General features: G+C 41.5%; 17 protein-coding genes and 1 pseudogene. 10 read left to right on the forward strand and 8 right to left on the reverse strand.

The window, feature by feature from the left end; translation table 11 throughout:
- Positions 1 to 51 precede the first annotated feature (51 nt).
- On the reverse strand, positions 52 to 639 hold the full coding sequence (locus tag RMZ43_RS11145) for a thylakoid membrane photosystem I accumulation factor (protein WP_322646516.1): 588 nt from the start codon (positions 637 to 639) through the stop codon (positions 52 to 54).
- 359 nt (positions 640 to 998) lie between these two features.
- Here RMZ43_RS11145 and RMZ43_RS11150 point away from each other — a divergent pair, with 359 nt between their 5' ends.
- The 4 genes from RMZ43_RS11150 to RMZ43_RS11165 all read left to right on the forward strand — a co-directional run bounded on the left by RMZ43_RS11150 (position 999) and on the right by RMZ43_RS11165 (position 7,286).
- Positions 999 to 2,336, forward strand: a complete 1,338-nt coding sequence (locus RMZ43_RS11150) for a Mur ligase family protein (RefSeq protein WP_322646517.1) — start codon at positions 999 to 1,001, stop codon at positions 2,334 to 2,336.
- Between the two features lie 105 nt (positions 2,337 to 2,441).
- On the forward strand, positions 2,442 to 3,266 hold the full coding sequence (locus tag RMZ43_RS11155; RefSeq protein ID WP_416212475.1) for a type 1 glutamine amidotransferase: 825 nt from the start codon (positions 2,442 to 2,444) through the stop codon (positions 3,264 to 3,266).
- A gap of 83 nt (positions 3,267 to 3,349) precedes the next feature.
- Positions 3,350 to 3,973, forward strand: coding sequence for a Uma2 family endonuclease (locus RMZ43_RS11160; protein WP_322656174.1), 624 nt, complete (start codon positions 3,350 to 3,352; stop codon positions 3,971 to 3,973).
- A 775-nt stretch (positions 3,974 to 4,748) separates the two neighbouring features.
- Positions 4,749 to 7,286, forward strand: a complete 2,538-nt coding sequence (locus tag RMZ43_RS11165) for a COR domain-containing protein (protein ID WP_322656175.1) — start codon at positions 4,749 to 4,751, stop codon at positions 7,284 to 7,286.
- A gap of 153 nt (positions 7,287 to 7,439) precedes the next feature.
- On the opposite strand, the gene hetF is transcribed toward RMZ43_RS11165, so the two are convergent.
- Complete coding sequence (hetF, locus tag RMZ43_RS11170) at positions 7,440 to 9,965, reverse strand: cell division protein HetF (RefSeq protein WP_322656176.1); 2,526 nt, start codon at positions 9,963 to 9,965, stop codon at positions 7,440 to 7,442.
- Between the two features lie 1,312 nt (positions 9,966 to 11,277).
- Positions 11,278 to 11,430, reverse strand: coding sequence for a hypothetical protein (locus tag RMZ43_RS11175; protein ID WP_322656177.1), 153 nt, complete (start codon positions 11,428 to 11,430; stop codon positions 11,278 to 11,280).
- A gap of 190 nt (positions 11,431 to 11,620) precedes the next feature.
- Between RMZ43_RS11175 and RMZ43_RS11180 the strand changes: the two genes are divergently transcribed.
- A complete protein-coding gene (locus RMZ43_RS11180) occupies positions 11,621 to 11,944 on the forward strand; it encodes a thioredoxin family protein (RefSeq protein WP_118170230.1) in 324 nt (107 codons plus the stop codon).
- Here the strand turns inward: RMZ43_RS11180 and RMZ43_RS11185 are convergent.
- Positions 11,941 to 12,165 (reverse strand): hypothetical protein, encoded by a 225-nt coding sequence (locus RMZ43_RS11185; RefSeq protein WP_322656241.1) that lies wholly within the window; start codon positions 12,163 to 12,165, stop codon positions 11,941 to 11,943. The two genes, RMZ43_RS11180 and RMZ43_RS11185, sit on opposite strands and share 4 nt — an antisense overlap.
- A gap of 230 nt (positions 12,166 to 12,395) precedes the next feature.
- Positions 12,396 to 14,249 (reverse strand): S8 family peptidase, encoded by a 1,854-nt coding sequence (locus RMZ43_RS11190; RefSeq protein WP_322656178.1) that lies wholly within the window; start codon positions 14,247 to 14,249, stop codon positions 12,396 to 12,398.
- A gap of 118 nt (positions 14,250 to 14,367) precedes the next feature.
- Between RMZ43_RS11190 and RMZ43_RS11195 the strand changes: the two genes are divergently transcribed.
- Positions 14,368 to 14,802, forward strand: a complete 435-nt coding sequence (locus RMZ43_RS11195; RefSeq protein WP_322656179.1) for a hypothetical protein — start codon at positions 14,368 to 14,370, stop codon at positions 14,800 to 14,802.
- Between the two features lie 437 nt (positions 14,803 to 15,239).
- Here the strand turns inward: RMZ43_RS11195 and RMZ43_RS11200 are convergent, their stop codons facing one another.
- Entirely contained in the window at positions 15,240 to 16,091 is an 852-nt protein-coding gene (locus RMZ43_RS11200; RefSeq protein ID WP_322656180.1) for a metal ABC transporter permease, read from the reverse strand.
- Positions 16,092 to 16,132: 41 nt separating this feature from the next.
- Positions 16,133 to 16,903 (reverse strand): metal ABC transporter ATP-binding protein, encoded by a 771-nt coding sequence (locus RMZ43_RS11205; RefSeq protein ID WP_322656181.1) that lies wholly within the window; start codon positions 16,901 to 16,903, stop codon positions 16,133 to 16,135.
- Between the two features lie 146 nt (positions 16,904 to 17,049).
- Between RMZ43_RS11205 and RMZ43_RS11210 the strand changes: the two genes are divergently transcribed.
- From RMZ43_RS11210 to RMZ43_RS11225, 4 genes are all read left to right on the forward strand, one after another.
- Positions 17,050 to 18,066 carry a metal ABC transporter substrate-binding protein gene (locus RMZ43_RS11210; protein ID WP_322656182.1) on the forward strand — a complete coding sequence of 339 codons (1,017 nt, stop codon included), beginning with the start codon at positions 17,050 to 17,052 and terminating at the stop codon, positions 18,064 to 18,066.
- Positions 18,067 to 18,196: 130 nt separating this feature from the next.
- Complete coding sequence (locus RMZ43_RS11215) at positions 18,197 to 18,529, forward strand: hypothetical protein (protein ID WP_322646530.1); 333 nt, start codon at positions 18,197 to 18,199, stop codon at positions 18,527 to 18,529.
- A 138-nt stretch (positions 18,530 to 18,667) separates the two neighbouring features.
- Positions 18,668 to 19,405, forward strand: a complete 738-nt coding sequence (locus RMZ43_RS11220) for a hypothetical protein (protein WP_322656183.1) — start codon at positions 18,668 to 18,670, stop codon at positions 19,403 to 19,405.
- A 21-nt stretch (positions 19,406 to 19,426) separates the two neighbouring features.
- Positions 19,427 to 20,119 (forward strand): prolyl oligopeptidase family serine peptidase, encoded by a 693-nt coding sequence (locus tag RMZ43_RS11225; protein WP_322656184.1) that lies wholly within the window; start codon positions 19,427 to 19,429, stop codon positions 20,117 to 20,119.
- Positions 20,120 to 20,179: 60 nt separating this feature from the next.
- Here the strand turns inward: RMZ43_RS11225 and RMZ43_RS11230 are convergent.
- Positions 20,180 to 20,451, reverse strand: a pseudogene (locus RMZ43_RS11230) (DUF1016 N-terminal domain-containing protein).
- Between the last annotated feature and the right edge of the window lie 156 nt (positions 20,452 to 20,607).

Genomic DNA, 20,607 nt, shown 5'->3' on the forward strand with positions numbered 1-20,607 from the left:
TAACAGATATCACTAAAAATTAGGGCAGACCTATTTGGTCTACCCCATAAGTTACTTAGCTAACTCACTACTAAACTCATTAAAGGCTCGCCGTTTTAGCTGTGCTGTTTCAGTACGTGGTAATAAATCAAAGATTTTACGAAATTCATCGTCTATCTCTTCAAAAGGTACTTGACCTTTTTTATTTAAAACGACTTCACCTGATTTATTAAACACCACAACTTGAGGAACAGCCCCAGAATAGTAATATCCTGCTTCTGTAGGGTCGTAGGTCTGTTTAAGCGGGATAGCATCTACACTAATCGGCATAATTTCTGCTACCCGACCATAGAATTCCTGTACTCGTGAAATGGAAATGGCATATCTTTTGGAATCGCTGCTGTCATCCAAATAAAAGGCCAAAAATATGGGTTTATGTTCCGCTAAAGCTTGTGCAAGTGTCTGTCTGGGAGGAACCAATGAACCATTGCCAGCATAAACGACAAAGATGTTGCCATCATATAAATCATTATTAAGACCAGCATGTGCAGGTTGCATACTTATAATGAAAAGACTTGCAAGCAACACCAGGCATTTGGATACCCACCTTTGCCAGCCAGTAATTTGTTTATGTAAAAAAAGAAACTTTGTGCTATTCATCAAAAGAAACCTTGCAAGCTACTACTTGTCGTGAGTTTGTGCTGAATTCGGCAAACTGGGCTGGATATGTAATTACGCCCGCGCACTACTTTTTTAAGATAACGTCTACTGAGATTATCTCTCGTAAGTGGATGATGGAGATAAACGGAGTTCTGAGGCGGATGAATCCAGTTCCGAGGAGGATGAACGGAGTTCCCAAATGGATGAACTTGACTCTAGCTCTCCCCTGCCTCCTGCCTGATTCCTTGCAACTTGATTTTAAGGCTGGCTTTTTCAGCTAGGATTCGTTAAACTCACGCATATTAAATTTGCAGTTAAATATTTTCAATTAGCAACTGCCAGAAGACTAGGATACCGATGTGGGAAAGAAAATACAATTCATAGATAGGCTGCGATTGGGTTTTGCGGTGTCAGTGGCAAAGAGTGTAACGTTTATAATACGATCGCTCCGTCTAGGTGCTGCTAGTGTATTACCAGGCTCAATTGCTCGTCGCATTGAACCCCGACTTTTACAATTATTGAGTCAGCAAGTTAAAAACGGAGTGATTTTAATTGCTGGGACTAACGGCAAAACCACTACAGCCCTGCTTTTATGCACAATACTAGAACGCAAAGGCTACCGCGTTACTCATAATTCTACAGGTGCAAATCTGGAAAATGGTTTGATGACGGCGCTGTTAGAAAGCACCAACTTACTAGGTACGCTAAATACTGATTATGCCATTTTGGAAGTTGATGAAAATATTGTCCCAAGAGTATTAACGCCACTCCAGCCGCGAATTATTCTCTGTTTAAACTTGTTCCGCGACCAACTTGATAGGTACGGCGAAGTAGACACAATTAGTAAACGTTGGACAAAAGTTATTTCTACGCTACCAGCAGAAACAGTGGTAATTCCCAATGCTGATGACCCAACATTATCTAACCTTGGTCAGCAGTTACCCCAACGGGTGTTATTTTTTGGCTTGAATGAGCCAGAACATTATTTAGAAGCAATTCCTCACGCCGTTGATTCTATTTATTGTCCCAAATGTGGACATTCTCTAGATTACAAAGGTGTTTATTTGTCTCATTTGGGAGATTTTACTTGTCCCAAGTGTGGTTTTAGTAAAAGTAAACCGACTTTAGAAAGTAGTGAATGGTCGCAAATTCTAGTTGGTTTGTACAACAAATATAATACCTTAGCTGCTGTTACTGCCGCTATTGAGTTGGGAGTTGATGAAGTAACAATCAGAGATACTATTAATACCTTTCAAGCTGCATTTGGTCGTGCGGAAGATTTAGTAATTAACGGTAAACGGGTACGGATATTGTTATCAAAAAATCCTGTAGGAACGAATGAAACTATTCGCGTAGTTACTCAAAGCACAGATAAAACCACACTGCTAGTCTTGAACGATCGCACACCCGATGGCACTGATGTATCCTGGATTTGGGACGTGGATACCGAGAAATTAGTCGAACGCGGCGGGACTTTAGTAGTGAGTGGCGATCGCGTTTATGATATGGCACTACGTCTACGTTACAGCCAAAAGTCCCCTGAGAGTAACTTAAATTTAATTGTCGAAGAAGATTTGCGACAAGCGATCGCAACTGCATTAGAGCATACACCAGAGAATGAAACTCTGCACATTCTGCCCACCTACTCAGCCATGCTAGAAGTGCGAGAAGTTCTGACTGGGCGGAAAATTCTTTAAATTGGGGAGTAGGGAGTGGGGAATGAGAGAAATTTTTCTCATTACCTAGTTCCCAACACCTAATCCAATTACGAATTACGAATTACGAATTACGAATTACGAATTATGAATGTGAGTTATCAAAATTTGGAATTAACAATTGGTTGGTTGTACCCGACGCTGATGAGTACCTATGGCGATCGCGGTAATGTAATTACTATAGAACGTCGCGCCGAGTGGCGGGGATATGATGTTAAAGTATTACCCCTAGATCAAAATGCCACAGCCGCAGATATAAAAACTGTAGATGTCATCGTTGGTGGTGGCGCACAAGATCGTCAGCAAGAAATTGTCATGCGTGATTTGCAAGGTGCAAAAGCTGACGCGATGCGCGAGAAAATCGAAAATGGAACACCAGGAGTATTTACTTGTGGTTCACCCCAATTACTGGGACATTATTATGAACCAGGCTTAGGACAACGGATTGATGGTTTGGGAATACTCGATTTAGTTTCCGTGCATCCTGGTGAAAATACTAAGCGTTGTATTGGTAACTTGGTAATCGAAGTGACAGCTTCACGGCTAGCGCAAGATTTAAAAGAGATGACCGGTAGCACACCATATTTGGTAGGCTTTGAAAATCACGGCGGACGTACAAAACTGGGAAAAGTGGAAGCATTGGGGCGCGTGGTGTACGGTTTGGGAAATAATGGAGAAGATGGGACAGAAGGAGCATTTTATCAGAATGCGATCGCTACTTATTCTCACGGCCCTTTATTACCGAAAAATCCCTTTGTCGCCGACTGGTTAATTCAAACAGCACTGCGGCTAAAGTATCAGCAGGAAATTAGCTTAAAACCTTTTGACGATAGCCTCGCTGCACAAGCAAGAGAAGCGATGTTTAAGCGATTGAAAGTGAGTTTACCTGCTGCGGCTGCGACGAAAGTTTAACCTCAGTTCGCTGATTAAGCCTCTCCCCGTGTCGGGGAGAAGTTTGGAGAGGGATCAAATTTGACATAAAGCAAGAGGAAAGCATGACTCAAACCTTACGCAAACTAGTAACATTTGATGAATTTATTACTTGGTATCCAGAAAACTCACAACGACGTTATGAACTGCATGACGGAGTAATTGTTGAAATGGCTCCTCCTACAGGTGAACATGAACAAATTGTTGGATTTTTAGTTGGGGAAATAGTTACAGAATACAAACGTTTAAAGCTACCTTATTTCATCCCAAAAACAGCATTCATTAAACCGACTCAGAGCGAAGCAGCTTACTCACCAGATGTACTGTTGTTGAATAACTCTAATTTAGTAAATGAACCTCTGTGGAAAAAAGAATCTACTGTAAGCCAAGCGGCATCAATTCCTTTAGTAATTGAGGTGGTAAGTACCAACTGGCGAGACGACTATTTTACCAAAGCAGGTAAATACGAGGAGGTCGGAATACCTGAATATTGGATTGTAGACTATCTAGGTTTAGGTAGTAGGCGGTTTATTGGTAATCCTAAACAACCAACTATCTCGATTTACCAACTAATTGAAGGTGAGTATCAAGTTAGACAATTTAGGGGAAGCGATCGCATTCAGTCGCTAGCGTTTCCAGAGTTGAATTTAACTGCTGAACAGATTTTTCAAGCTGGAGAAGTAGCGTAAAAAACGGCTAAAAAAGTAAAAGAGTATTAAAGACTCGTCCACGAGTATCAAAGACTCATTCACGAGTATTAAAGACTCGTCCACGAGTATCAAAGACTCATTCACGAGTATCAAAGACTCGTCCACGAGTATCAAAGACTCATTCACGAGTATCAAAGACTCGTCGGCGAGTATCAAAGACTCATTCACGAGTATTAAAGACTCGTCGGCGAGTATCAAAGACTCATTCACGAGTATTAAAGACTCGTTTACAAGCCAATCTAAGCTATTGGTGATGATAAATTATTTTTAGATACAGTAAAAATTCTTAGCACTTATGTAGTGTTACATAGGATAGTAGATTGCTTTGGGAGCATCCCACTTTTTTACGGATTCTGTCATTGCGAGCGAAGCGAAGCAATCGCAAGGTATTGAGCTAAAAACGAGTCCATGCGATTGCTTCGTCGTTCCTCCTCGCAATGACAGTTTTATTTTTATATCATCGAAAAATAAAAAATGGGATGCACCCGATTGCTTTGATATCTTGCAGCATTTTTAATTAGTAGCCGCGATCGCCTGAAACTGAAGTTCTAGAAACCAATAGCCAAAGCCACTCAAGTGGACTAAAACCTAAGTTTGGAAAGAATTTAGTTCTCTTAAAAGGACTTTTGCTATACAGCCCTATGTTTCTAACCTATGGCGGTTGTTGGCATTAAGGCAAAATATTAATATTTGCGAAATTGTCCAGCAAATCAGGGGCATTAGATATAACTTTCGTTGACAGATGAACCTCAGTATGACAAATACGCCTCAACGTTTTCTTAAAAAAATCCGAGAAGCGAAAGAGAAACAGCTTAAAGAATTAGATTTAAGCAATCCTTGGAGTACTGATAATAAAGAAAAATTAATAGATATTCCTGCTGAGGTGTTTGAACTAGAATGGTTGGAGGTTTTGAATTTAAGCGGCAACCAATTAACGACATTGCCAGAAGCACTTGCCCGTCTACAACAACTTATCTTCCTAAATTTAAGCGGCAACCAATTAACGACACTGCCAGAAGCACTTGCCTGCCTCCAACAACTCACCTCCCTGAATTTAAGTGGCAACCAATTAACGACGCTCCCGGAAGCACTTACCTGCCTCCAACAATTAACCATCCTAAATTTAAGCGGCAACCAACTAAAGACACTCCCAAAAGCGATCACTAACCTGCCACAACTTATTTATCTAGGTTTAAACGAAAACCAATTAACGACGCTCCCAGAAGCACTCGCCCGTCTGCAACAACTCACTTTCCTGGATTTAAGCCATAATCAATTAACCATACTGCCAGAAACGTTTACCCGCCTGCAACAACTTACCTCCCTGAATTTAAGGGGCAACTCCATCGAAAAACCACCACCAGAAGTTGTTGCACAAGGTCTTCAGGCGATTAAGAATTATTTCCGGCAACTGGAAGCAGAAGGCACAGATTATCTGTGTGAAGCCAAGTTACTAATTGTTGGCGAAGGAGGAGCAGGGAAGACAACACTGGCGAAAAAAATTGAAGATCAAAATTATCAACTCCGAGAGGAAGACTCAACAAAGGGAATTGAGGTTATTCAGTGGGGTTTTCTAATAGAAAATGGACGAGAATTTCGAGTTAACATTTGGGACTTTGGGGGACAAGAGATTTACCATGCAACTCACCAGTTTTTCCTCACCAAACGTTCTCTCTATCTCTTAGTGGCAGATACCCGCAAAGAAGACACGGATTTTGATTATTGGCTGAATGTTGTAGAACTGTTGAGCGATAACAGTCCGCTACTAATCGTTAAAAACGAGAAGCAAAACCGCCGCCGGGAGATTAATGAACTCCAGTTACGGGGGCAGTTTACTAATTTAAAGGAGACTTTACCAACAAATCTTGCTGACAACAGAGGTTTGGAAAAAGTTTTAGAACAAATAAAGCATCACGTTAAAAACCTGCCCCATATAGGCAGTCCCCTCCCAAAAACCTGGGTGAGAGTCCGGGAAGCTTTGGAAAGTGACGCACGTAATTATATCGGCTTGGATGAATACCTGAGCATCTGCGAACAAAATGGGTTCACCCAAAGAAATGATAAGTTGCAGTTGAGTGGCTATCTGCATGATTTGGGAGTATGCTTGCACTTCCAGGAAGACCCACTTTTAAACAAGACTATCATTCTCAAACCCAAGTGGGGAACTGATGCAGTCTACAAAGTGCTGGATAATGAAAAGGTGATTCACAAACTGGGCAGTTTCACCCAGTCTGACTTGGCAAGCATCTGGTGTGAAGACAAATACGCCACGATGCATGATGAACTATTGCGCCTGATGATCAACTTCAAGCTGTGCTACGAAATTCCTAGAAGCCAAGGAAAGTATATTGCCCCACAACTATTATCTGCTAATCAACCCCCCTATAACTGGGATGAAACCAACAACCTGATTCTGCGTTACACTTACGAGTTCATGCCCAAGGGGATCATCACCCAATTCATCGTTGCCATCCATGAGTTAATAAATGAACAAAAATGTGTCTGGAAAAGCGGTGTTGTTCTCAGCAAAGACCAGACGAAGGCAGAGGTGATTGAATATTACGGCAAGCGGGAGATTAAGATTCGAGTCTCAGGTCGTCACAAAAGAGATTTGATGACCATAGTTACACATGAACTCGATAAAATTCATGATTTGTACAAGCGACTGAAGTACAACAAGTTAATTCCCTGTAATTGTGTCACTTGCAAAGATAGCCAAGAGCCACACTTTTACTTTTTTGAGATATTGCGACAGTTTGTAGCCGATAAGCAAGAACGCATTCAATGTCAAAAAAGCTATCAAATGGTTGATGTTTTAGGCTTAATTGATGATGTGATGGATAGAAGGGAGTTACTGAAAGCACAACAGCAGAAGAGTGGTGATTTTCTCCCTAATCCCTCAGTAACAATTGGGGGGAATGTCGGAACAGTTAATGTAATTCAGCCATCAAAGCAAGAAAATAATTTTATGACAGAACCATCTAAACAAGAAGAGAATTCTAAACCAGAAGTGCAGATTACACTTCCATTTGCGTTTAGAAACGGAATGTTCTATTTATTTGTTTTTGTAGTTGTATTTTGTTTAATTGCATTTTTTGGTGGTTCCCTACCATTTCATTATTTAGCTTTAGCAATTATTGGTACAGCAATATTTATTGTCTTAATCGGCGTTCTCCAACTCCGTCAAGATGACCGCCTTTCGGAGAAATCTTTTGTAGATTTAACAAAAATGGTACTGGAACAGTTGCCTTTAATTAGCAATATTATTAAGCAGTTTCAAGGCAACAAATAAAAGCCTCGGCGAATGGAATTCCTGCCTATACAAATGAAGTCCGCCTGTGCGGACTAAGGAAAAATTGAGGGTTTGAAACCCACCTCCGTGGGTTTTGCCTGTGTAGACGCGGTTTCTAACCGCCCTTTTCACTTGCTTGCGACGAATTACATCTTACTGCTCTTCACCTTTTTCCTGAAGGAGCGATCGCCAATCTGCGATCGCCTTCTCTGTCCACAGCCAATTTTTAGCTAATTTATCTACCTGAAAACTTACTGGATCAGACTTGATTACTAATTGTCGTAACTTGATCGCTTCTTTCAGATATTGTGTCTGCTTACCATTAGATTGACTCAGTGCAGATTTATACAGTCCAAGAGCTAAACCAGCATAGGAAGTTAAAGCATCTTGAGGTACTGCTGTCTTTGTAGATGTTGAGTCTGTATTCTGCTCTTTAAGAGCTAAATTCAAAGCTTTAAACCAAGAATCATTACCTCGATTTAGATCGCCTTCAGTGTAGTAAGCAAATCCCAAAGCGTTATTATACAAAAGCGATTCTGGGTTAGCTTTTGCAGCAATTTCCCAGTAACGGCGGGCATCATCGACGCTATAGTTATTGTTTCCGACTTGGATAGACTGCCAAGCTAACCGTCCCTTGTAAAAGTTCACTGATGGATCGTCAGCTTGTTTACTTGAAATCAGTTTCAGGGCAGTTTCAGCCGCAGTCAGTGCGCCTCGATTGAGTAGTTCTTCTACAGCCAATAACCCACTTTGCAAGTCGCCTTGGCTCAACTTTTCTGTTGCCGTGGCGGTGACAATTCCAGTCTCTGCTGTCTGTAAGTCGATATTTTGCTGCTTTTGAATAGGTAAAGACTGGGTAGGAATTACTGGTATGCTAGGCAGAATTGGCTGCTGGGATCGATGCCACCACCAATTTAAAGCGATCGCAGCTACTAACGCACTGATCCCCACAATACCCACAATCGGCCACAACTGGCGGCGACGGGTACGAGATGCTGGTAGGGCTGGTTGCGATACCTGCGGCTGGCTACGCCTACGCAAAAAATCAGCAGAATTTTGCCAATTTCCTTCCAAGTTTCCAGGAGTTGGAGGCGGCGGTGTTGGGGCTTCACCCCACAAATCTGCTTCTTCTTGCGAAGAAGTCATTTCTTCTGAGTGGCTTTGTTGAAGACTATTTTCTGAAATTTGTTGATCCAGTTCAGTTGGAGCTGTTTGGTTATCTAGCTGACGAAATAAATCCGAAACTATAGCACAATCTTCTGCATAGCTTGGATCATCATACTCAATTTCATCAACAAGATCGCCCCAAGTATCTTCACCTAGCCAGTCCAACCCAGAATCACGCGCCAAACCAGAAGGAATCATATCTTCCATCCCTAAAGGCATCTCGCTATCGTCTGCCATAGCAGAGTACATCGTAGAAGTTGCCCCTAAAGGCGAATTATACTGATTGGGTTTTGCATCCGATAACTCAGTTTCCTGGCTCAGAAAACCGTCAAATTCTGGCTGGAGATATAAAATCGGTAATGCCCAATACATCTGGTGAGAACCATAAGCAGAAATTAATCCTTGGCGTACCCGGCTGACGCACAAATCTACTGGATATCCCTGACTCAAGTTGCGGTAAAACAATTGGGTGAGCGTCAACGCCACTTCATCAGGAATCCGTTCTGACATTGCCAAAACGCTTCTAATTCCGCGCTTCACCAGACTTTCTGCCAGATTTCGTTCGCCAGTATCTCCAGAGGGATCAGATGCAGCTGTGTACGCCCCCAAGCAGGAGTTAAACACTGCCATTTGGATATTATTGTTGACGAGCAAACCAGCCAAATCGTCCCCAGTTAATATTTCTGTTAAGCCAGTTCTGCGACTAGCAAGATAAATTTCTCCGCCATTGGCACCTAAGTTACTATGACCTGAGTAGTGGAGAACATGATATCTGCCTTGTTCTAGAGCTTGCGTCAGTTCTTCCCGCCCTGGTTGGTCTAATACAGTGAGTTCAATTTCTGGGAAATGATTGCTATTTTCAGCAATTCGTGGTATACGGTGAAGTTCCGCTTGCAGTTTGATAGCTTCCTGTGTCTGTAGGTCAAGGCGGACTTGATCTGAGGGGGAAGCAATTACCATCAATACTCTTACACCACCTTGTTGTAGTGGTGTGGGCATATTTTGCGTAGGCGTAGCCCCCCGCAGGGATCGCAAAGGCGAAACTCCCAAAATTCCACTTTGGAAGCGAGAAAAAGCGACATAAGGCCCGGTAGCCAGAGGGCGATCGCCAGCGTGCATCACTTCCCAAGGCAGACGAGCTAATCTAGTGTCTTTTAGTCCCAACCGTAAGCGAAGTACTTGTTGATGGTTCTGGGCAATACCTTGGGCAGTAATCCAACTATCCCTGAGAGTACCTTGAAATAGGGCGTTATAAAATTGTTGACCTAAAACCACTAAATTAACAGAGTTTCTGGCGATATCGCTTTCGTGACCACCAGAGGCGAATGGATCTCCTTGCAACACCGACTTCAACGGATCATTCATCAAATGCCCAGCAGTTGTTAACCAATCAGCTACAGGCCAAGTCACCAATTCTTCTGCCAATGGTACTCCAGGCGCGACTTGTTCCGTCCGCACCAAGTAGTCATTTCGCCCTACAGGAGTTACCGAAATGTGGAATTCCTGGGTCACAGTTTCTCCTGTTTGCCTCCTAAATCTGGTTTGAAACGCGAAAGTTTCAAGTCGATTTTTCGCTCCCTCTGATAACTTAGATGCATCCCACCCCTGAATGTTTCTGAATTCTAGTTGTTTTGCTTTTTCTGCCTTTACAACTTTATCCGGATCGGATTACTTGCGACTAGAACATTTAATTGGTAGATGCACCTTGATCTTCAACTCCCCTAGCTGGCTAAAACCCACTGGGGGTTTTTTTTTATTTTGGCAAACAACAGCAACTTCCGACGCAGATATTCTTTACCAGAAAATAGTGCTTAACCCTAGAATACTTGATTAGTAGATGGGATGTCCCTTGATCTAGAACTCCCTTAATTTAGTTAATATCCACTCTTGTTTTTTTGAAACAACAGAAAAATCAATTTTCTCAGAAATTTATCCGGAACATGGTGGTTAAACCTAGAACATTTAATTGGTAGATGCACCCTGATAACTAGCTCCCCTGGTTGGCTAACGCCCACTGGGGGGTTTTTTTATGAAGGAAGTAAGCACAAAACTTACGCACTAAAAGCCTGAAACCTATATTTAAATGAGCTTACGCCAGTTGCTTCTCCTGTTCCAAGACATTCTTGCTAGCAAGCTTTAAAAGTCGGGGAACCCTTTGAGTAGTTCCTATCCTATGCACTCCTGCGTTGCGATCGCTATGCTAAGAGCAAACTTTGTCAGGGGTTTGGGCGATTTCTTGTGCGTAAGCCTTAAAGCAACAATCATGCTTGATTTTTGACTTTTGACTTTTAACTTTTGACTTCACCGTAGGGGCTGGTACACCCATTATTCAATTGGCAAATTAGTCCTGATAACTAACCCCTCTGAGGTTTTTATTTGATAAACAAACAGTAACAAATTCAACCTCTGCTAATTTATCCGGTAGCGACCCATTTACTGTAGAAAAGATTATTGGTAGATGCACCCTGATAACTCACTCCCCTAGTTGGCTAACACCCACTGGGGGTTTTTTCTAGTTGTGTAGGCGTAGCCCGTCGTAGACATTGCTATCAACCCCGATTTTGACTATTTTCTCCGGAAGATACTGGCTGCCCCTAGAAAAGATTAATGGTAGATGCACCCTGATAACTCACTCCCTAGTTAGGTTAACACCAACTGGGGTTTTTTTATTTTAATTAATAACTAACCTTTGTACAAATTTATCCGGAGTATGGTGTTCAACCTGAGAACATTTAATTGGTAGATGCACCCTGATAACTAACTCCCCTGGTTGGCTAACACCCACTGGGGGTTTTTTTTGGCTTAGATGCGTAGCGGCTTGTTGTTAGACACCGCCTACATAACTGTAGTGCATTATTCTACTTGTTGCTACTGTTGGTAGACCTTGAGTATTGCGATCGCACCATTCCTGAATTGCTTTCTTTTTATTATGAGCTAAAGATGCCATATCAAAATGATTGCTATGATATTTAATCATATTCTTAATTCTTTTTCTACATTTTGACCCTTACTCCCAAAAAATTGCTCTCCCTACTAGAAGCAGGGAAGGAGAAAAAGTTACTGGTTCAGGGTTTCACTATTAATTTGCCAAGAATGACCAGCTATATGGTAATATTTCATAGCATTATGCTAAAAAACTTTGTCTAAAATCAAAGAGTCCCCAACCCATGAGTTTAGCTGTAATTAAGTTCTCTTCAGAAGAGTGCGGCATCTGCCACAAAATGTCTTTTTATGACAAAAAGGTGGCTGAAGAACTGGGTTTAGAATTTATCGATGTAAAAATGCAGGATACAGCCGCTTACCGCAAGTATCGCAAGATTTTATTAACTCAGTATCCTGATAAATCAGAAATGGGGTGGCCTACTTACATCATCTGCAATTCTCCAGAAGGGGAATTTCAGATTGTGGGTGAAGTAAAAGGAGGTCATCCCAAAGGGGAGTTTAGAAGTCGTCTTCAAGAGGTTCTAAATTCCCCAGCTAGTCAAAACTAAATTACCTCAAAAGATTTAACCTCTAGGACAGGGCCAATCATGGCAGTTGTCATGATATCTTCACGTACCTGTCCTTTAACTTTTGCTTTTTGTCCGGCTTTGAGCAAGTCTTTGTCAGCCCCTCTGAGGATTTCGTAAGTAACGCCCTCTTCTGTAACTAACGCCCATGCGCCTGTACCAATATCACGGCGTTCGATTGTACCTGTAAGTGTAATGCTCATGAGAAGTGGGTAGTGGGTAGTGGGGAGTTGGGTATGAGGGAGCAGGGGAGGCAGGGGAAGTAGGGGAAGAATAAAACTATTAATGTATTGACCAATTCCCAATGCCCAATACCTCATGCTTTGTGCTCATTTATTACAGCACGGCGGAAATCAAGCTACCATTTGAAACAAGCAAAAGCTTTGATATACAAAACTTTTGACTTTTGACTTTTGACTTCCGCCTTGCGGTATTATGCTATTTTTTCTTCGTTTTTTAATGCTAAACGAGCAAGTCCATAACAGATTAGGGCATTGGCAATGAGGAAGAGGCGTGCTAAGTGACCACTTCCCAAACCCATAACTGCGGGATCGAAAAACGCACTTACTGTCAAGCACGCTGCTACACCTAAAGTTGAACCAATGGCAAACCATCTCCAACTAGGATGTCCCAGCAGCAATGCCATTAACACAATGGGAATCAGTACGCTAGCAAATAAAGGATTCAATGCATGGGTTCCCTGGAGAGTATTGCCTAGTTCAGGAATTGAACTGCCCAAAACCCGGAAAGGCCATTGGGGAAGATCAAAAATATAGATTCCTTTGAGGAAGAATAACCCGGAACTGCCAGCGATTAGTCCACTAAATAAAGACCAACTCCAAGTGAAGGGGAAGTAAACCCGTAAAAACCAAGCCAGTAGATAGGAGCCAACTACCATTAAAACCTTGGGTAAGAGTGCTACTGCACCACCATCAATCCAGAAGCCGGGGTTAAGATAGCCGTTATCTCGTAACCAGCGAAAGAAATCTGGAAAACTGATTTGTCCGCTAAAGGCTAGTTTGACTGCTGCTTCTGCATTGAGTTGTCCAGCGCCATAATAGTTTAAACCATCATCCTGGATAACTCGCGCTGACTGTTTGAGGACTTTTAAGACTTCATCTGGTTCTTTGATGCCAGCAGCTTTGATTAATGCCGCAACACCAGCAACGTGGGGAGCAGCCATACTTGTACCCTGGAAGCCCAGAAATACCCCTTCGCCCTTTTCGTCGATAGTTTCTTGGAGAATCTTACCAGCTTCACTACCACCAGGAGCAGAGATATCTACCCCAGCACCAAAGTTAGAGTAGGGCGCTCTTTCACCATCTGGGCCAGTTGCGGAAACGCCGATGACGTAAGGATAGCGGGCTGGATAGCCTGCCCCATTGGCGTTATCATTCCCGGCTGCGGCAATGATAACTACGCCTTTTCTATGAGCATAGTCGATCGCTTCTTTCATCAACTTGCTTTCACCGCTACCGCCTAAGCTCATATTAATTACATCTGCACCTTTATCAGCAGCAAATTTAATCGCTTCGGCAATATCGGCAACAGTACCGCCACCAAAAGAACTAAGTACCTTTAGCGGCATCAGACTGGCTTCGTAAGCAATTCCAGCTACGCCATATTTGTTATTTGTAGCTTGGGCTATAGTTCCGGCAACATGGGTACCGTGACCATTATCGTCTGTGGCTTCTTCTCGGTCGTTAACGAAATCATAGCCTTTAACGAATTTTGTCTCATACAAGTCACGCACCTTGGTAATACCAGTGTCAATTACTGCAACTGTGATACCACTGCCTTTAGTTTGACTCCATGCGCCTTCAATGCCGATTTTGTGCAAGTTCCACTGCTTGCTGTAATATTGGTCATTGGGGCCAGTTAATGAGGGGGTTGTCTCATCATCATCTTCTTGGGGTCTCAAAAATTCTCCCAACCAAGCTGCTTTACCGGGTTGAGGAATCTTATTGTAGATATAGTTTGGTTCAATGAATTCTGTAGCTTGGGCAAACTGAGATTTTTTCAGTTCTTTGAGCCGTTGGCGATCGCCCTTGATAATATAAACATTATCTTTTTTGGAAAACTTGTTGTCTAATTGGGGTGTAACGTTGTATTGTTTGGCGATCGCTTGCAGATCCTGTTCTACAACCAGTGATGGAATATCTTCCCGAAAATCAAGCAAAATCGTCTCAAACTCTCCTTTAGCTGCCAATCCCTGGAAATTCAGGAAACCAAATATGGCAGATCCTAGCCCAATGACAAACAAGCACAATAATATAAGCTTTCTCATATTAACTCATCACCGCTTTTTGCCAGTTTGCTCACTACCATAACTTATCTCCATCCTTTAGTGGTGGATTTGGCACTTTTAGTTACAAGTTTCACTCAGAACAGGAATTTTTTAAACGATGGAACGTGGTCTTTTGTGGTTGCCGTTATTAGTCATGTTTTTCTGGTTGGCTTGGCAAGGCTCGAAGGAATATCAAAAAGTTGAAGCTTATCGCGCTTGGGCAGAACAATTTGAACGGGCTAAGTACGATATTTATTCAGTATTAGGTCAAAAAGGCAACAATTTAACTTGGGGAAAACCTACGCCTAAAGGGCCTATTAAACTAGAAACATTCTCTTTGCTCGATGTTAAAGAAGTATCTCTTTTAGTCGATGACAAAAAAGTAGATTTAGAAAATATACCAGAAAAAGGTCGTTCTATAGAGTTAGAATTTCTATTTTCAGAATCTACTGATTCAGTGCGGGTTCCGTTTACAGAAATCCCTTTGGCAGCAGAATGGGGTAAGTTTTTGCAGGGGGCTTTAGAAAGTTTGCGATCGCAAGCGAATCAGTAGTATAGCAAGGTGCTGAGATTAAATGAGGCGTGGCAGTAGCCGGAGCGAATTTGTGCGTAATTTCCAAAAAAAATGGTACTATCTCAGGATTCTCTGACGGATAATCTTCATGAAAAATACAAAGCTAGAAAAGAAAAGTTGGTTCACAGTAATAGATGATGCCGAAGCGATAAAAATAACTGGCAGTCTAAGAAATCTTAAAATTAAATGTCGATTTCATGCAAAGCCGCTTTCAAAAAAAGGTGTAATCACCGATGTTATACCTTCGACGGTAGCTTAAATGTCTGATACCCAGACTTGTGAAAGGCGTTCGCAATCGTCATAATTTCGCTCAGACACATCCGACAAGGACTCAGTTTTTTCTCCACCCATCTGTGGCAACATACCTGAACTAAAGCAGTATAGATATACGCTGGGAAATCACCGTAATTCAAAGATTATGATGTGAGCTTTCTATTACTCAAGGTAAAAATACCGTATTTAGGACTGAATAACAACGCCAAAATAAAGAATCCTGATACTACTAAAACGATCGCAGGCCCAGAGGGTAAATTATAAAAATAGCTGAGGTACATGCCGCTAATACTAGAAATTACGCCAATTACCGCACCCAAAATCATTACTTGATTAAGGCGTTTAACTAATAAATAGGCGGTAGCTCCTGGTGTAATTAAAAGTGATAATACTAAAATCACACCAACAGCTTTCATGCTGGCGACTATTGTTAAAGCTATTAGCACCATCAGTCCAAAGTTTAGCCGATTGACGGGCAAACCTGCGGCTTGAGCGCCTAAAGGATCAAATGTGTAAAATAAAAGCTCTTTATATAATAAAAGAACAACTATTAAAACAATAGTGGCAATAATAGCAGTATCCCGCACTTCATCAATAGTAACACCGAGAATGTTACCGAAAAGAAAGTGGTTAAGGTCAATTTTGTTATCTTTTTGAATAACAGTAATTAGGGTGATACCAAGGGCAAAGAATGCTGAAAAAACTATGCCCATTGCCGCATCTTCTTTAATTGGCGATCGCACTCTAATCCAGGCGATCGCCATTGTACTGATAACTCCGGCAATAAATGCCCCAATATATATATTTGCTCCTACCATAAAAGCGATCGCTAGTCCTGGTAAAACTGAGTGACTGATGGCATCACCCAGCAAGGCGAGTCGCTGTACCATTAAGTAGCTGCCTACAACTGCACACAACATCCCAACTAAAATCGCAATCACTAGCGATCGCTGCATAAAACCGTATTGCAACGGTTCAATTAATGCTTGTAACATATTTTGTCATTTCTCATTTGTTATTCGCTACCAATGACATTTTATGCAGCATCTGAAAAGTACATTACTTTACCACCGTAAGCAAGATTTAAATTTTCTTGTGTAAGTACTTGTTGGCGTGAACCTGTGGCAATTAATTCACGATTTAGTAATATTAAATCATCAAAGTGAGTGATTGATTCCCCTAAGTCGTGGTTGACTACTAGCACGATTTTGTGATCGGCGGCGAGTTCATGGAACACTTCAAAAATCACTGCCTGGGTTTTTTGATCAATGCCTACTAGAGGTTCATCAAAGCAGAAGATTTCTGCTTGCTGTGTTAAAGCACGGGCTAAAAATACCCGTTGTTGTTGTCCTCCTGATAATTGTCCAATGGGGCGATCGCAATATTCGCTCATGCCAACTCTTTCTATGGCATTTTTCGCTACTTGGCGGCTAACTGTCGAGAAGCTACGCAACCAGCCTGTTTTCTTTACCCGTCCCATCATTACTACATCCCAGACTGTGGCAGGGTAAGTCCAGTCAATTTGGCTACGTTGTGGTACATAGGCAACTTTCTCTAGTTGTTGCATCAAGAGTTTGCCTTCGCATAGCACCGTACCACTACTAACAGGAACCAAGCCTAACATTGCTTTCATCAGCGTACTTTTGCCAGCACCGTTGGGGCCAAAAATACCCGTTAGTCTTCCCGGTTTGACGATGCAGTTAACGTCCCTTAAGGCTTCTTGTGTCCGGTAGTATACCCCTAAATGGGCAATGCTAATTGCTGCTTTAGAACTCGTGTCAAAAGCATTGAGAGTTTTTACAGGCATTTCCTCTATTTTTGTCTGGGATAGGCTCAATTTTGCAGGAAAAAAGGCATTTTTCATAATCAGGTTTAAATATTTATTTCTTGAGCTTACTATAAAAATGAGAGAAATATGAAAAAATCTATAATTAGATGTAATATCCAAGATAAATGAAACTAATACTAGAGATAGACGCCAGTAATCCTGACGGCGAGGGAATAATCAGCAGAATGAAGGGAAAAATTCTTTTTCGACTTTGTTTGGGAATGCTTGCGTCTTTAGCTTTATTCAGTTGTACCCAGAAAGACTCTAACTCCAACACTGTTAAGGGAGACAAGCCGCGAGTGGTTGCAACAAGTACTATCATTGCTGATTTAGCACAAGAGGTTGCAGGAGACGAGATTCAACTAAGTGGAATCCTAAAACCGGGTACTGATCCCCATGTTTACGAACCAGTACCAGCAGACAGCAGGGTTTTGGAAGAAGCTGACTTGATTTTGTATAACGGCTATAACCTGGAACCGGGGCTGATTAAATTGATGAATGCTTCTGGTGATAAGGCGCAAAAGTTAGCTGTAGGGGAAGTTGTGAAATCTTTGCAGCTCGATAAAGGCAAAGGAGAAGTTGTACCAGATCCGCACGTTTGGGGTAGTGCAGAAAATGCGATCGCCATGACGAATGCAATACGGGATGGTTTGATTAAGCAATCACCTGAAGATAGAGAAAAATTTACTCAAAAGGCGTTGCAACTTACTAATGAATTAAAACAGTTGCATAGTTGGATTAATCAACAGATTGAAACTATCCCCACAGACAAGCGCAAACTGGTAACAACCCATGATGCATTCCAATATTATGGACATGCCTATGGGATTGCGATCGCAGGTACTTTAATTGGTATTAGTACCGAAGAACAACCAAGCGCTCAAACAGTTCAGCGATTGGTAGAGTCAATAAAAAAAATAGGAATTTCGGCAATTTTTGCTGAGACTACAATTAACCCGGCTTTAATTAAAACTGTTGCCCAAGAAGCAGGAGTTAAATTAGCACCAAATCAACTATATTCTGATTCAATTGGCGCTAAGGGAAGTCCAGGAGATTCATACATTAAAATGATGGAAGCCAATACTCGTACAATTGTAGAAGCATTGGGAGGGAAATATACCCCATTTCAACTAAAGAAGTAAATTCATCAAAGTAAATATCTAACCTAAGACGTGTTCTTCTCAAAGTCTCTCCAGAGAAAGAACTCTTTGTATCCTCGATTTTTTAAAATGTAATTTAGTAAAGCTAGTATTTTCAATACCTAGAAAAATCATGACTGATAAAAATCAAGAAAACCAAATTAATCAACCAGTGGCTGAGGATACACATTTGCGCCAAGAACCCAACGTCAATGAAAGAAACTTAACAGCAAATCCAGGAGATAAAATTGCTGATGAGTCTCAATCTGTTGAAGAAAAGGCTAAACAGGTAGCTGTAGATGATGTACCAGATATTACAGGCGACAAAATTACAGTCCCGACTTATTTTGTTGTAGATGAACCCGATGGTGAGAAAAAAGCACTACACCACGTCAAAGATGCTGAAGAAATTTCTGACGTAATTCGGGCAGCACGAGTTGACGAAAATGGAAATCGGATTTGGTAGTAGCCCTTCACTAAAGAGACACGGGGACACAGGGATAGGGAGAGTTATTTCTTTGCGTCCCCGTATCTGTCTTCTTTGAGCAAGCTAGTGTATTAATAACGCAATCAAAATCTGGGAATTTTCCCACAATAGACGGTAATGGCAAATGTCACAACTACCAAAGAGTTGGCATATTGGAGTACGCCAGAAATTAAAAATCAAATTTTAGAACTTGTTAAGGGACGCGATCTAGAGCCGTTAAAGACTAAAGTAGAATTTTATAAAAATGAATTAGCACCATATTTTGCAGAGTTGAGCCGACGTAACCCTTTTAGCAAAGTTGCAGAGCAAGTGGCGATCGTCCCAGGAGTATGGATGCCGATATGGTCTACTATACCTTTTCAAGATATTTTACCTGGTAGGATACACGAGCAGTCTTACCAAATTTTTCATAATGATGGTTACTATGCAAATATTGCCCGTTATGCACCAGGACATCAGTCTGGTTTTTGGCAAAAATTTGCGTCAAAGCTGCCAGCTTGTGACTTAATGGTGTTGCAAAAGTATTCCGTTCGACATGAGCAATGGGATATTAAAAATGTTGGAATATTCCAAGCGTTGAAGAATAGAGAAATTCCATTGACAATTGACGATGCAGAGGAGTGGTTTACAACAACAGTTGAATCTAAATTTCAGAAAGCAGCGCCAAATATAGAGTTACAGCAAGAAGTCAAATTAAAAAATATAGACAGAAATACTGTTAAAAAATTTGAAAAAGTTTACCTAGCTACTTCTTTTTTAGAGCATCTATATATAGATAATGACTTTCGGTTAGTTAAAACTCAACGAGAAGCAACACAGCGCCCAAGTTATACTATTGCTGTTCGCAAAAGTTGAACTAACAGAATTTTTAACGCTATGCCGCCACTACAACGACAAGTTAGTTCTACCGACAGCTACAACTATTTGCTATTCTTGCCCAATGGGGTACATGCAGACGCAGACGATGTCTACGACGGGCTGCGCCTACGCAACGAAACACAACAGCTACTTTTGCCAACAATCCTATTTTTACATGGTGCGGGTCAGAGAGGTTCTAACTTAGATGATGTGAAAAAGTACGGCGTTCCCAAGATTGTAGAACAACAGGCGGATTTTCCTTTTATTGTCATTTCACCCCAATGTCCGCGCGGTGAATATTGGAATGTAGAGCGATTAAGCACCTTTTTGGATCAAGTTATTGCATCCTATCCTGTTGATCCAGATCGAGTTTACCTGACTGGCTTAAGCATGGGTGGTTATGGAACATGGCATTTAGCAGCAGCACAGCCAGAACGATTTGCTGCGATCGCGCCTATTTGTGGCGGTGGTAATCCACAAGCAGCACGTAATCTAAAAAATCTTCCTGTGTGGGCATTTCACGGAGCCAAAGATAATGTAGTTCCCTTAAGCGAGTCTGAAATCATGGTTTCTGCACTCAAAGCCTGCGACGGTTATGTAAAATTTACAGTTTACCCAGAAGCCCAGCACGACTCTTGGACGCAGACATATAATAATCCAGAGTTGTATAAGTGGTTTTTACACCATCAGCGACAGAAGGCTATAGATTAAAAGCTTACTTTCAATCTGGTGAACTAAAACATTGCAATTCCAGCCATGTTGGATAGTGTGTTATATGTACCATAAGCGTTCTGTTTGATCTTTAACAGTATCCAATATACGGACATTATGACCCCAAGGAATTTGTCCAACAAGTTCTTGGACAATTTGCTCGTCTGGGTAAGCCTCAGCGAATGCTCTCATGTACATAAGATTAGTACGTGAAAAGCGTTTCGTGGAAAAGCTTTTTGCAAGTCAGCCGCCAGATGATTGATAACTTTTGCTTCCCAACTTTGCTGCTGTTGGCGATTAAGAATATCTCGCCCAATTTGCCAGTAGAGCAATATTAATTCTTTATTAATTGCAACTACCGTCTATAATTGAGCCTTAGAAATTCGACTTTTTAATTCACTTAAAAAATCTTCCTAGCCAACGCTCGCAGATGCACCCCTGCTTGAGGTTTCGGATTTATCGTCTCTAGGCATAAAAAAATTAACGCT

This window comes from Nostoc sp. CmiVER01 (genome assembly GCF_034531135.2).
GTDB lineage: Bacteria > Cyanobacteriota > Cyanobacteriia > Cyanobacteriales > Nostocaceae > Nostoc.

What these genes read in the sequence shown, in the direction of transcription:
- RMZ43_RS11145 (WP_322646516.1), bottom strand. Translation starts at nt 639, where the DNA reads ATGAATAGCACAAAGTTTCTTTTTTTACATAAACAAATTACTGGCTGG.
- RMZ43_RS11155 (WP_416212475.1), top strand. Translation starts at nt 2,442, where the DNA reads ATGAATGTGAGTTATCAAAATTTGGAATTAACAATTGGTTGGTTGTAC.
- RMZ43_RS11160 (WP_322656174.1), top strand. Translation starts at nt 3,350, where the DNA reads ATGACTCAAACCTTACGCAAACTAGTAACATTTGATGAATTTATTACT.
- RMZ43_RS11165 (WP_322656175.1), top strand. Translation starts at nt 4,749, where the DNA reads ATGACAAATACGCCTCAACGTTTTCTTAAAAAAATCCGAGAAGCGAAA.
- RMZ43_RS11175 (WP_322656177.1), bottom strand. Translation starts at nt 11,430, where the DNA reads ATGATTAAATATCATAGCAATCATTTTGATATGGCATCTTTAGCTCAT.
- RMZ43_RS11180 (WP_118170230.1), top strand. Translation starts at nt 11,621, where the DNA reads ATGAGTTTAGCTGTAATTAAGTTCTCTTCAGAAGAGTGCGGCATCTGC.
- RMZ43_RS11185 (WP_322656241.1), bottom strand. Translation starts at nt 12,165, where the DNA reads ATGAGCATTACACTTACAGGTACAATCGAACGCCGTGATATTGGTACA.
- RMZ43_RS11190 (WP_322656178.1), bottom strand. Translation starts at nt 14,249, where the DNA reads ATGAGAAAGCTTATATTATTGTGCTTGTTTGTCATTGGGCTAGGATCT.
- RMZ43_RS11195 (WP_322656179.1), top strand. Translation starts at nt 14,368, where the DNA reads ATGGAACGTGGTCTTTTGTGGTTGCCGTTATTAGTCATGTTTTTCTGG.
- RMZ43_RS11200 (WP_322656180.1), bottom strand. Translation starts at nt 16,091, where the DNA reads ATGTTACAAGCATTAATTGAACCGTTGCAATACGGTTTTATGCAGCGA.
- RMZ43_RS11205 (WP_322656181.1), bottom strand. Translation starts at nt 16,903, where the DNA reads ATGCCTGTAAAAACTCTCAATGCTTTTGACACGAGTTCTAAAGCAGCA.
- RMZ43_RS11210 (WP_322656182.1), top strand. Translation starts at nt 17,050, where the DNA reads ATGAAACTAATACTAGAGATAGACGCCAGTAATCCTGACGGCGAGGGA.
- RMZ43_RS11215 (WP_322646530.1), top strand. Translation starts at nt 18,197, where the DNA reads ATGACTGATAAAAATCAAGAAAACCAAATTAATCAACCAGTGGCTGAG.
- RMZ43_RS11220 (WP_322656183.1), top strand. Translation starts at nt 18,668, where the DNA reads ATGGCAAATGTCACAACTACCAAAGAGTTGGCATATTGGAGTACGCCA.
- RMZ43_RS11225 (WP_322656184.1), top strand. Translation starts at nt 19,427, where the DNA reads ATGCCGCCACTACAACGACAAGTTAGTTCTACCGACAGCTACAACTAT.